The sequence below is a fragment of the Richelia intracellularis HH01 genome, assembly GCF_000350105.1.
Classification (GTDB): Bacteria; Cyanobacteriota; Cyanobacteriia; order Cyanobacteriales; family Nostocaceae; genus Richelia; species Richelia intracellularis.
In genome coordinates, this window is sequence record NZ_CAIY01000027.1 from 289,288 (window position 1) to 301,632 (window position 12,345).

At 34.9% G+C, this 12,345-nt stretch carries 9 protein-coding genes and 2 tRNA genes; 6 read left to right on the top strand and 5 right to left on the bottom strand.

Features of this window, described 5'->3' with window-relative positions; all coding sequences use genetic code 11:
- Positions 1-265 precede the first annotated feature (265 nt).
- Positions 266-895 carry a ribonuclease H-like domain-containing protein gene (locus RINTHH_RS02740; RefSeq protein ID WP_008232593.1) on the bottom strand — a complete coding sequence of 210 codons (630 nt, stop codon included), beginning with the start codon at positions 893-895 and terminating at the stop codon, positions 266-268.
- A gap of 89 nt (positions 896-984) precedes the next feature.
- A complete protein-coding gene (locus RINTHH_RS02745) occupies positions 985-1,530 on the bottom strand; it encodes a CAP domain-containing protein (protein ID WP_008232595.1) in 546 nt (181 codons plus the stop codon).
- Positions 1,531-1,828: 298 nt separating this feature from the next.
- On the opposite strand from RINTHH_RS02745, the gene RINTHH_RS02750 reads away from it, so the two are divergent.
- Complete coding sequence (locus RINTHH_RS02750; protein ID WP_008232603.1) at positions 1,829-2,575, top strand: amino acid ABC transporter ATP-binding protein; 747 nt, start codon at positions 1,829-1,831, stop codon at positions 2,573-2,575.
- A gap of 1,186 nt (positions 2,576-3,761) precedes the next feature.
- On the opposite strand, the gene RINTHH_RS02755 is transcribed toward RINTHH_RS02750, so the two are convergent.
- The 3 genes from RINTHH_RS02755 to RINTHH_RS02765 form a co-directional block, all read right to left on the bottom strand.
- A complete protein-coding gene (locus RINTHH_RS02755; protein ID WP_008232605.1) occupies positions 3,762-4,610 on the bottom strand; it encodes a phosphodiester glycosidase family protein in 849 nt (282 codons plus the stop codon).
- A 979-nt stretch (positions 4,611-5,589) separates the two neighbouring features.
- A complete protein-coding gene (locus RINTHH_RS02760; protein WP_008232607.1) occupies positions 5,590-6,372 on the bottom strand; it encodes a TrmH family RNA methyltransferase in 783 nt (260 codons plus the stop codon).
- A 171-nt stretch (positions 6,373-6,543) separates the two neighbouring features.
- A tRNA-Leu gene (locus tag RINTHH_RS02765) sits at positions 6,544-6,627 on the bottom strand.
- 271 nt (positions 6,628-6,898) lie between these two features.
- Here RINTHH_RS02765 and murA point away from each other — a divergent pair.
- The 5 genes from murA (at position 6,899) to RINTHH_RS02790 (ending at position 12,247) form a co-directional block, all read left to right on the top strand.
- Entirely contained in the window at positions 6,899-8,296 is a 1,398-nt protein-coding gene (gene murA, locus RINTHH_RS02770) for a UDP-N-acetylglucosamine 1-carboxyvinyltransferase (RefSeq protein ID WP_008232617.1), read from the top strand.
- 136 nt (positions 8,297-8,432) lie between these two features.
- Positions 8,433-9,278: a M48 family metallopeptidase gene (locus RINTHH_RS02775; protein ID WP_008232619.1), complete on the top strand. Its 846-nt coding sequence runs from the start codon at positions 8,433-8,435 to the stop codon at positions 9,276-9,278.
- 8 nt (positions 9,279-9,286) lie between these two features.
- Positions 9,287-9,370: transfer RNA gene (locus RINTHH_RS02780), tRNA-Leu, on the top strand.
- Positions 9,371-10,265: 895 nt separating this feature from the next.
- The gene (gene cbiD, locus RINTHH_RS02785) at positions 10,266-11,366 is read left to right on the top strand and encodes a cobalt-precorrin-5B (C(1))-methyltransferase CbiD (protein ID WP_044304439.1); all 1,101 of its coding nucleotides are present in this window, start codon (positions 10,266-10,268) and stop codon (positions 11,364-11,366) included.
- Between the two features lie 134 nt (positions 11,367-11,500).
- Positions 11,501-12,247, top strand: coding sequence for a cobalt-precorrin-6A reductase (locus tag RINTHH_RS02790; protein WP_008232622.1), 747 nt, complete (start codon positions 11,501-11,503; stop codon positions 12,245-12,247).
- The last annotated feature ends 98 nt before the right edge of the window (positions 12,248-12,345 follow it).

Here is a 12,345-nt window from a genome sequence, read left to right on the forward strand (position 1 = left end):
AAGTTTTGATAGCGTTAAATAGGACATCAAGCTAAACCAATTCAGTAACACACCAAACCCAATCAAAAAAAACAGATGGTATTTGATTTATCTTTATGGTCAAAATATATTCCGATCTAGAGTAAATTCTAAAGTTTCCTTTAATTTATGCATCCAGTAATGAGTTTAAATAATTCATATCGAATGATAATTATAAGAGATAAATGTTGAGTAGCATTTGAAGTGGTTATAAACTCCCTATCATCTTTATAATTTTGCAATAGTTCTAATGTTCAAATATATTCTGGTACTGTAATAAATCTAGCTGAGTTATTGTTGGTAGGCACCGAAAACACTTTTGGGCAATCTCCCACCTTTCCTCTCTTTGCAGAATCACCTGTAATTTCTGTTGTATATTTACTAGATAACGGACATCACTTGCTGCATAATTTAATTGTACTTCTGTTAAGTTAGCTGAGTCTCCCCAATCAGAACTTTGGGCAGTTTTATCCATTTCTATACCTTCCAATTCTCTTACCAAATCTTTCAAACTATGGCGTGGGGAATAGGTTCTAGCCAACTTGCTAGCAATCTTAGTACAAAAAACAGGATTCACATTAATCCCTAAATGGTAATTTAAGACTGCCAAGTCAAAACGGGCAAAATGGAATACTTTTGAAATTTTTTCTGCCTCCATAAGCACTTTTAGATTGGGTGCACTCTTTTGACCATTATTTATCAGGACAACTGTAACTTTACCTTCAGAGTTACATAATTGTACTAAACACAGACGATCACGTTGTGGCAAAAGCCCCATAGTTTCTGTATCTACAGCAATTATGGTTGACTGGAGATATTCAGCCACAGTATCATCACTTAGGTCGCAATCGCAAACATGAAAATCTGGCAATATCATTCTTTATTATTTAGGATGGGACATAGTGCCTAGGGTAGGGAATAATAGTCCTTAGTAGACACTAATATAATAATATGCAAAAACTAAATTTACTTAGTACGCAGAAAAATTTGTGTAATATAAACTTGTCTACGATCATTAATAGCAACGCCAACACCAGTCAAATGAAAACTACCTTGAATATTCTCTAAATGTTTATGACTATTGAGCCAAGCCTCCACAGCCTGAGCTGCGGGGTCACTGTAGCCTTGGTTGTAAGCAACATTTTCTGATGCACTGTTGTAAGGTATGGGAATTACACTCACCCTTTGCTTAAATCCCTGATGGCTAAGAGGCACTTTTTTCAAAGCCATATTTTGACTATGATATCTTGCCTGCCGAGAGATTGTCCCATTCAAAGCAAGTTTTTTTAAACCTCGCCTAACACGATAGTGGTTAATTTTCTCAAAAACTGACTTCTCTATAAGACTGGCATGAAAACTGGTCAGTTTTGTCAATAAATTTGAGGTATTTAAGTTTGTTTGACCACCAGTAGTTTTTTTTGTAGAAGTATGACCTGGCACAGGAATAGTTGTTAACCCACTACCAAGGACAAGCAGACTCAAAGCAATGCCAAAAGCAGTTCGTCGGAACATTGAAATTTAAATAACGTACAATGTAATTGGACGTACACCCTAGTTTTAGGTTTCTTGGTACACAAGTATACTAATCGTAATAATATGGAAATATTGGCAGATTATTTCAACTATGTCTAGAGTAGTTTTACTGGTTCAATATGTGGAATTAAACATTAAAAATAAGTTTTACCTGAAAATAAACCACAATGACAACTAAGTAATTTACATGCTGCTCTGCCGATTTGCTCATAATTTCTGCGAGAATACACAACAGGTAAAACCTAATCTACCAACCTTGAATAATTAAAGATTTATAATGGCCATATCTGAAGAAGCACCAATAATTATTGCTGAAGATGTTCACAAATGGTACGGCGGATTCCATGTGCTCCGTGGTGTTAGTTTGACTGTTAATCGTGGTGAGGTATTAGTACTAATGGGGCCTTCTGGCTCTGGCAAGTCAACCTTTATTCGCACCTTCAATGCCCTAGAAACATATCAGCAAGGCATGATTGAAGTTGATGGTATTACCCTCAGCCACGATTTACGTAATATAGAGGCAATTCGTAAAGATGTGGGAATGGTTTTTCAGCAATTTAATTTATTCCCCCACTTAACTGTTCTGCAAAATATTACTTTGGCCCCCGTTTGGTCAGGTAAATTCTCTAAAACTAAAGCTCAAACGGTGGCCATGCAATTATTAGAAAGGGTGGGTATTCTTGAACAGGCTAATAAATATCCCGGACAACTATCTGGGGGACAACAACAACGAGTCGCCATAGCTCGTGCTTTAGCAATGCAACCTAAAATTATGTTGTTTGATGAACCAACCTCGGCCTTAGATCCAGAAATGGTAAGAGAAGTACTGGATGTAATGTTGACTTTGGCTAAAGATGGTATGACTATGGTGGTTGTTACACATGAGGTTGGATTTGCCCGGGAAGTAGCCGATCTCGTAGTTTTAATGGATGATGGTTTGTTAGTTGAAGCTGCAAAACCAAACGTTTTTTTCAACCATCCCCAGGAAGAGCGAACCCATCAGTTTCTGTCACAAATCCTCTAAATAAACCTGGTGGTTATAAAAAGACTGAAAAATTGTGTAATTTTAAGGGAAATAATTATTAAGACTATAGTCTTTATTATGAACTTGTAATTGCCAGTTTGTCACAGTATTCCTTGCATCTTATCTTGTCACTTTCAATTACTTGAAATTAGATAGTTTAAAAATAAGGGAGAATAAAAAGTGAGAAAGCGACGAAATAATAGTATCAAAGATTAAGTGATTCTTAAGCTCGGAATCAGTAATGTGATTAATAACCTGATTGTAAGGAAAACTCTTTTTATTGGAAGCTTTCTGTACTTTTTATAAGCAACAATTAGGTTCTACTTCACGTTAATATTTTTTTAACGATTACGCACTAATCAGTTACCCAATAAGCGGAACAAGTTATATTTCAAAACTTTTACCCAAAATTTGGGTGACCAGTACTTTTGTTTAATATGGAGTGTGCTCAAACTCATTGATGGATACTATAGATTACAGATGGATACTATAGATTACAGGAAATTTAAGGATATGCTTCAAATTAGGAAGATAACATGACCAGAAAACTAGTGAATAATTACATTTAATAGCATAGAAAAATTTGTTAGAGGCCTTGATTAAATTGAGCAATTTATTATTTATGGAGTTGAATATTCCATTAAAAATTCTCAATCTCTAGAGAGACAGCAATAGAATTTTTCCAACAGTATATGCTCACAAAAATTTATTAGGGTTAGGTTAAAGCAGGAGGACAATAGTCTATAATCAAGAATAAATTAGAAGAAGTTCACGACAAAAACTTTCCAATGATTAATATGTAAAAGTAAGGGTATCTAATCTAATGATATTCCCATTAAAATCGATTGGGAGTTTATTGCAACAAGAAGACAGTACAACAATATGCTTACACCTTACTGAGATATCCAAAAGTGATAAGTTATTCTAGAGGCAGAAAACTAAAAATTAAGATTTGAGTCAGTAGTATTTTGCTTGTGATAGTGATTTTTCTGAAGTGAGTGGGGTTTAAGATACTTGAATTAAGGGAAAGGACTTTGAAAGTGATTGTAATGACTGCTGGTGTTGGGTCGTGGGACTCTTAATTGAATGATGGTCTTAAATAAGTTTTATAAACAAATAAGGCTGTGTCATTTAAACTTAAACACCAAGTCATTTCTCAACAAATAGATGCTATACATTCGACTTCTCACTGGTTTGTTATGCTATATATAGCAAGAGCATGAGGCAAAGTACGATTTGTATGAATTAATGACTGACCCTCAAGAATTAGGCCTGTACTACCCCCACCATCAAGCATCATCGAACTTTTCACACCAAAATGTTTTAGTGTGGTGGACGCATCGATTTGACGGGTGTAATTGCCAGAGTAAAATACTATGGTTTCCGTTAGACCATCATTATCCTGGTCCATAACTCCAACAAAGGTACGAGGTAAATATTCCCGGGCTGATTTATTGGCAGTAATATCAAGTCCACCCACTACATTCTGAGATATCCTAAAAGTCTGTACCATATAAGTTTGAATAAAACTCACAGCAGTTTTATTATTCCAGGAAAGTGTGCGTATTTGCCCAATATATTCTTTACTAACACCATAGCCATATATTGGTCGTCTACCTGGTATTTTCAACCCAAAGGCAACACCTGTAGGGTTGTTCTTGGTGGAGAAATATGTGCCATTAGTAATAACCTTTAACTGTTGTGCATTATCATCAATTTTCTTTTCATCCTGCCAAAACTCTGTCAATGATTTCTTGTAGATTTTATTATGATTGCTTTTTGACAAGTTTCCAGTTAAATGTTTTACTTTGGCCTTATTTGTATTTACAACAGTTACAAATTCCAATTTATTATCTAAAGTTTTCCTTTTATATACTTTTAAACCAGATGATTTATATATAACGGTAAAATCGGGAGTCATTCTGATCGCTGTGGTGGAATTATCTTGATAATTTCCGCTCTCTCCAACAACAGCATAAAGTAATAAGAAATACTTGACAATAATTGTACTTATTCTGTATAGATGTGAAACCATAAAACTGAATGTTAGGATTTAAATGAACTACCTCAAAATAATTAGAGATTGAAATCTAAGCATCAAACAGAAGATTGGGGGCATTTAAGCTTTACTCATTTTTGGTTTAAGTAACTCAATACTAAAATAAAAAAGCATTATACCTACAAAGTTACCCATAGTAGCAAATCAAGATAATTTTCTATCAGATTGGTATAACATAAGTACAGAATTATTTTAAATTAATTCAATCAATATAGTGATTATTTCCTAGTAAGTTTATGACAATATTTAACTATTCTAAAGCCCAGATTTAGATTCTGGATATAAATGATTTCTAGTAAACCCTGGGATGGATAATAGACAACCCAAAAAAGCTTTTCCACTTCAAGGTTTACTGAATGTTTAATTTGCTAGTGATTTTATTTAATATTGACCTTACCCAAGCCCATTACTATTATATCTGGACTACATTTCTAATTTGGCTAATAAGATGGTATTACCAGAGAATATAGATTTAGACATCACAATATAGAATATTCCCTAAATAGCTGATTATTAGCTACTATATAGTTTTTTCCCTGAATTATTAGTCATCTCAACAAATTGCTTCATTACCAATAGGTTAATTTTTTACTGTTTAGTTATAGAAGCAGATTCTTCTTCAACACATGCGATATTCCCTGTGGAAAATTACTCTTTTAAATAAAAATTTAACCATCATCATAACAGTAGTATCTTAAACGTTTTGATAGTATTTAAATATTAATTTAAACCTGGATTTTTATAAAGTAGCTATATAATAAATCCCCTGCTTTATTTGTAATTTAGGATAAGATAAATAAATTTTGTATGTAATATCAAACTTGTTTAATAGAGTTTTTACATACTAAGTTAATTAGTTACTATAAAATATTCTTTGAGAACAAGCAGATTTTTATGATATGTGTGATTCTTGGTCATGCAAAAAAAATACTGGTTGTGAATTCACTTAGTTCTCTTATTGTAAGCTCCTTTGTCTTAAAGCTTCATATAACATCAAGGATCCAGCGACCCCTACATTTAAAGATTCCACTCGTGGATACAAAGGAATATTTACTTGGAAATCTGCTATTGCTGACAAATCAGGGGATAGCCCGGCACCTTCATTACCTAAAAGAATTAAACTTGGCTGTTGCCAATCCACGTCCCAGTAAATTAGGTTGGCATTGGGTAAACTTGCTATTACTTGTATTCCTGCCTGTTGTGCCTGTTTTACAGTTTTTCTTAAATCAGCAATTACTGTCATAGGCAAATGGAACCACTGCCCAGCAGAGGCCCGTAATACTTTGGGATTATCTAAATCTACGCTATCCTTACTTACCCATAATCCTGCAGCACCCGCAGCCACAGACGTACGAATTATAGTCCCTAAATTACCGGGGTCTTGAATTGCCTCTAAAGCTATAATAATCCCATTAAGGGGAATATTAATCGAATCACTTCTCCTCACAGCTGTGGCAATAATTCCATTAGGCCTTATTGTAGTTGCAATCAGGTTTAATACTTCTTGACTAACAATATCAGCGTAATTACATCGACTGCAAACATCATTCCATAAAACCTGATTATTTTTCTGCCATTGTATAGTACAACAAACATTAACCAGGGGATATCCTACGTCACAAGCTTCTTTAATTAAATGGGTCCCCTCAATTAAAAATAATCCCTGTTTATCTCTTTCTTTAGTGGAGTGTAATTTACGAATTTTTTTGACAAGATTATTTTGAGTACTAGTCAACATAAAAACATATCTTCCTTGAAGATTGAGGACGAGACCTTAAAATTAGCCCTGCCACTTTTAAACTCCATACACTGGTACGTACGTAGGGCGTAATAGTATCTAGAATGTAATATAAATTCATAAAAAAAGAAGCAAAACAATTAACTTGAATTAGTCCTTAAGTATTAATAATGCGGAGTCCGGGACTTGAACCCGGACATCCATAAGGAAACTAGAACCTGAATCTAGCGCGTCTACCAATTCCGCCAACCCCGCGTATTGCACTATATATTGCCGTATACTATTGTGTTACATGGATTGATTTGTATACTCATAACTATATTTATCAGTTTAATATTATCACTTATTTATTTGGTGGTGTCAAAAATCTGGCAATTAGAACTCCTTTATTACCTAAAGTTTGCCAATATTTTTAACTAGAAAAGCATCTGGCTATGTAGAATGGATTATGTAATACTATGGGAAAATTAAATCTTTAATGTAAAATCGGAATCAACTTTCAATTAAATAATATTACTTACTTTTCATGGAGGGTAGGCTTATTAATCTTCCCAGTGGCTTACCAGGTGCCAAAGTTTCAGCACTTACAGATTCCTCGGTGCTGCAAATATCAGGTGGGCATAGTTTGCATGGTCATGTGGAAATCAGTGGAGCAAAAAATTCGGCACTAGTGATTATGGCTGGGGCCTTATTATGTTCAGAAGATTGCCGTATTCGTAATGTTCCTCTCTTGGCTGATGTGGAAAAGATGGGGCAAGTATTATCGGCTTTGGGTATTAGTTTAAAGCGTCATGGTGATGTTTTAGATATCAATGCAAGTGAAATCAAAACCTCAAAAGCACCATATGAATTAGTTACTCAGTTACGAGCTAGTTTCTTTGCAATCGGTGCAATTTTGGCAAGATTAGGTGTTGCGCAAATGCCCTTACCTGGTGGTTGTGCTATTGGTGCTCGTCCAGTAGATCTACATGTCCGAGGACTTCAAGCTATGGGAGCTGAAGTACAAATAGAGCATGGTATTTGTAATGCCTATATTCCCAAGAGCAGGCGAAGGCTTAAAGGGGCTAAAATTTATTTAGATTCCCCTAGTGTAGGAGCTACAGAAACTTTGATGATGGCGGCAACTCTAGCTGAAGGTGAAACCATTATCGGAAATGCTGCTCGTGAGCCAGAAGTGTTTGACCTAGCTAATTTCTGTATCTCTATGGGAGCAAAAATCAAAGGTGCTGGCACTAGTACAATTATTATTGATGGTGTTACTAAGCTGTATTCTACCGAGCATACAATTATTCCTGACCGCATTGAAGCCGGAACATTTCTAATTGCTGGAGCTATCACTCATTCTGAATTATTACTTTCTCCCGTAGTTACGGAACATTTATTACCAGTAATTGCTAAGCTTAGAGAGATGGGTGTACATTTAATAGAAGAGCCACCCAACTGTTTGCGAGTCTTACCAGCAAAAGCCTTGCGGGCCACGGATATTGAGACTCTACCCCATCCGGGTTTTCCTACAGATATGCAAGCACCTTTTATGTCTCTGCTCACCCTAGCAGAGGGTGATAGCTTAATTAATGAATCTGTATTTGAAAACCGTTTACGCCATGCTTCAGAGTTGAACCGGCTAGGGGCAGATATTCGTGTGAAAGGTAATACTGCTTTTGTTCGGGGAGTACCAATGTTATCCGGAGCACCAGTATTATGTACAGATTTGCGGGCAGCAGCAGCCTTGGTTTTAGCAGGGTTGGCAGCTCAAGGAAAAACAGTAATTCACGGACTACATCATCTTGATCGCGGTTACGACCAATTAGATGTAAAGCTACAAAACCTCGGAGCTAAAATACGGCGGTTGACATCAACAGGAAGAGATCAGGAATTTATGAGTAACGTTAATACTACCCCAGCAAAGATTACCAGGAAATAATCAGTAAGTAATAACTATGGAGATGGGCAGGTTCACACTGAAGTTTCTCAAGTATTTATTTTACTAACCTAGTATAGATTTGGTTTTATGACCATCTCCTACTAATATAACTGAATGTTCCTCATAACCTCAAAATATGTCATCATCCAAAATATCTCTAATTGGTCTAAAGGCAGATGCTTTTCGTCATCCCCTGGACTTGAAAGCAACGCAAGCTCTTAAAAAAATCCCCGGGACAGATCTTATAATACGTAATTTCCTCGGTCCAGTTGTAGAACAGGTATTTCATGTGGAAAATATTTCTTCTAGTGTTCTTCTAGGAGAGAAGCAGTTGCCACAGATATATGAATTATTAGTATCTGCTTGTAAAATATTGGATATTCAAATACCCAGGTTGTATATCCGTTCTTCCCCAACTCCCAATGCCTATACCTTTGCTATGCGAGGGAAACAACCATTTATAGTAGTACATACTGCTTTAATCGATATGCTCACGTTGGAAGAAATTCAAGCAGTAATTGCCCATGAACTTGGACACCTCAAGTGTGACCATAGTGTTTACCTGACTCCTGTGAACTTATTGATGCTGGCTGTAACTTCAATACCAAATATTGGAGAAGTAATAGCTCAAGTAATTCAGAACCAACTTCTAGAATGGTTACGTTGTGCAGAATTTACTTGTGATCGTGCGGCATTATTGGTGTCCCAAGATCCAAGAGTGGTTATGTCCGCACTAATGAAGTTAGCTGGTGGTTCCCCGTATATTGCTCCACAACTAAATGTAGATGCTTTTATTGCACAAGCCTGTGATTATGAAGAACTTAGTAATAATAAATTAGGAGAAATGATTAAAACATTAATTAATGCACAATTAACCCATCCAGTTCCTGTAATAAGAGCAAAAGAAATAGAACTCTGGGCAAATAGTCAAGAATATCAGAGATTATTACAAAATCATAAAATGTGTTATCATAACAAGTAAATATTCATGGGCGGGTGGCGAAATTGGTAGACGCACCACACTCAAAATGTGGCGACCTTACGGTCATAGGAGTTCGATTCTCCTCCTGCCCATTGACAGGTCTGTAATTGTATGATGTTAATACATATGAAACATAATTACGTATATGTTAACTATATTATTAAGATATGAAATACAGCCCATGAGTTTAGGGCTTGGAAAATATGGTTAGAGGTTAGGGAGTTTTCATACTCTATGATGAAAATAAACAGAACTGAGTAAATAAAGCCTTATTATAGGAGAATCCTGTTGATAGTTAAGACAGTTATTTCCAGGACCTAACAGCTGTCTAATTATCTTTCATAACAATGCAGAAGAAAACACAGAATAAGTAACTGTATTATTATTAAATTAACAGGTTAATTTTAGTTTGAGTCGTTTGCAAGTTTCTAGCAAAGATATAGCTAGTCAAGGACAATAATCTCATCGCAGATGTGGAATGTAATTCGTAGTTTAAATTGAAGGAATACAACCCATTTTGGCTTTCAAACGAATTTTATATCACTATCAATTCAAAATATAATAGGTCTGTAGTAGGTTTTGGATTTTCACTGGAGCCCTAAATTCATTTATAATAAACTGCATCCACGATACCTTAGTTTTTTCTCAAAGAAATTATCTCTTCTACAGGCCAACCCATATATACTAACTAATTCAAACCCAAATGTTAATTCTCTTGTCCTGGGGAAAATTCAGTAATTTTGTTTTTTTGTTGGGATTGTAATATCAATACATCATTAAGTCTCTCTGTTGGAATATCATTGCACTTACAACTATGTCTTTAGATTCATGCATTTATACTATCAGGATAAACTTTTTAACTGATATAATCTCTTACCTACAGAATATATTTAGTTAAATAGGAAAAATACCATGATTCTCTCAGGTTGCCAATATATTATAATTTTTCACTAGGCTATACACTAAAGTTATTTCCACTATTTTTTAATGGCACGCACGGGTTATACTCTTCCAGTTTTTGCAGTTGCTGCAGCAAAAGCAGCCTTGATTCACCTACAAAAAATTATACAAAGCCCATCCTTTGTCACTTTGGATTTACTGAATGAAAATGCAGATATACCAATTGAACAAGTAGCAATTATAAATAGTGTTACAGCTTTGGCAATTACTATCAGCGATCCAGGAGACAATCTAGACTTAACCAGGAATACTCCTATATGGTCTTGGGTAAAACTTTCACCACGACAAGTTCAAAATCAAGCTCTGATCGTTGAAGGTGGTCAAGGTATTGGAAAAACTGCTGCAGGGGAACCAGCTATTTATCGCTATGCTCATTGCTTATTTTCAACTAACTTATCACCACTGATTCCTGAAAATAAAACTGCTACTGTACGGATTATTCTTCCTGAAGGTATTCAATTAGCACAACGGACATCTAACGAAGCCTTTGGTATTTTAGAAGGCCTATCCTTATTGGGAACAAGTGGGATTTCCCAACCATTAAGCGCTGAACATCACTTACTTGAGCTACGTAAAACATTGCAAGAAAAGGCACAAATTTATCCGCATTTGGTCTTTTGCCTTGGTAGTAATGGTTATTCTGTAGCCCAACAACTAAAAATTCCAGAAGATTTAATTGTACAAACAGGAAACTGGTTAGGCACTTTGTTGGTAGAGGCAGCCTTAAATAAGGCAAAGTCTATTTTACTGTTGGGATATCAAGGAAAATTAATAAAATTAGCAGGTGGAATTTTTAATACATCAAGTCATCTAGCAGATGGAAAGTTAGAAATTATCGCTGCTGCGGTTGCAGAGGTAGGAGGTAATATGAATGCATTATCTGCAGTTTTACAAAGTAAAACTGCAGATAATGCTTACAGAATCCTAGTTGAACTAGGATTAGCAAGTTCAGTATTTAGCTATCTATCACTAAAAATTAGTGATAGATCCAAAAAATATGTAAAAAAATATACAAATATGGACTTAACTATTAGAGTTATTTTGGTTGATAGGAAAAGAGGAATTATTACTCAAAGTATTACTAATGAAGAGATTATAGAATATTTTTCGTACTCTAATATAGAATAGATTTATATCATGCAGAAAATTTAATGAGAAGTTTATCTTTGATTATTTAGCCTAAGATCAGCTTATCAAAGGATATTTATAGAAGTTTATCAGAGTCAATGAATTAACATTTTCCTTAGTTGAATATAGTCGCAATGGCATATAGAAAATTATTAATATTAGGTGGCACTAATGAGGCTAATCAGTTAGTGAGACAAGTTGTTAACTTACCAAATTTAAAAGTAATCTTATCTTTAGCTGGTTGTACTCATAATTATGGAAGTATACCTATTACCCTGATAAAAGGTGGTTTTGGTGGTACTGATGGGTTAATCAAATATTTACATAATGAGGCTATTGATTTTCTAATTGATGCAACTCATCCATTCAGTATACAGATATCTTCAAATGTAGCTAATGCTGCCCAGAAGTTGGGATTATCCAGATTAATGTTAGTTAGACCTCAATGGGAAAATATTACCAATAATTGGATTGAAGTAGATAGTTTTGAAATTGCAGCTATTAATTTAGTAAAAGAACGATCAAAGCGAGTTTTTTTGGCTATTGGTAAGCAGCAATTAGAAGTATTTTCTTGTCTACCACATATATGGTTTTTAATGCGAGTAGTTGAGGGAGTTGCAAAAGACACAGTTATACCAATGGGTAAATTACTTGTATCGAAAGGTCCCTTTGACATGTTATCAGAAAAACAACTCTTAATCGACTATCAAATCGACACAATAGTGAGTAAAAATAGTGGTGGTAATGCCACTTATAGCAAGATTTTATCCGCTGCAAAATTAGGAATTAAAGTTATAATGATACGGCGTCCTCAAATGCCAAAAGGGGAAAAGGTTACAGATGTAGGGGGTGCAATGGCATGGTTATCCAACAAATTATGAGCTGACAATTGAATATATAATACAGTTTAAATACTTAGATATAGCCTTTGGGAGTTTAAATATAAACAGAGAGCATGCACAACAGATTTAATGATTGC

Bases quoted from the DNA above. Each gene is read 5' to 3' on its own strand.
- RINTHH_RS02760 (WP_008232607.1), bottom strand. From the start codon at position 6,372: ATGTTGACTAGTACTCAAAATAATCTTGTCAAAAAAATTCGTAAATTA.
- RINTHH_RS02775 (WP_008232619.1), top strand. From the start codon at position 8,433: ATGTCATCATCCAAAATATCTCTAATTGGTCTAAAGGCAGATGCTTTT.
- RINTHH_RS02790 (WP_008232622.1), top strand. From the start codon at position 11,501: ATGGCATATAGAAAATTATTAATATTAGGTGGCACTAATGAGGCTAAT.
- murA (WP_008232617.1), top strand. From the start codon at position 6,899: ATGGAGGGTAGGCTTATTAATCTTCCCAGTGGCTTACCAGGTGCCAAA.
- RINTHH_RS02740 (WP_008232593.1), bottom strand. From the start codon at position 895: ATGATATTGCCAGATTTTCATGTTTGCGATTGCGACCTAAGTGATGAT.
- RINTHH_RS02750 (WP_008232603.1), top strand. From the start codon at position 1,829: ATGGCCATATCTGAAGAAGCACCAATAATTATTGCTGAAGATGTTCAC.
- cbiD (WP_044304439.1), top strand. From the start codon at position 10,266: ATGGCACGCACGGGTTATACTCTTCCAGTTTTTGCAGTTGCTGCAGCA.
- RINTHH_RS02755 (WP_008232605.1), bottom strand. From the start codon at position 4,610: ATGGTTTCACATCTATACAGAATAAGTACAATTATTGTCAAGTATTTC.
- RINTHH_RS02745 (WP_008232595.1), bottom strand. From the start codon at position 1,530: ATGTTCCGACGAACTGCTTTTGGCATTGCTTTGAGTCTGCTTGTCCTT.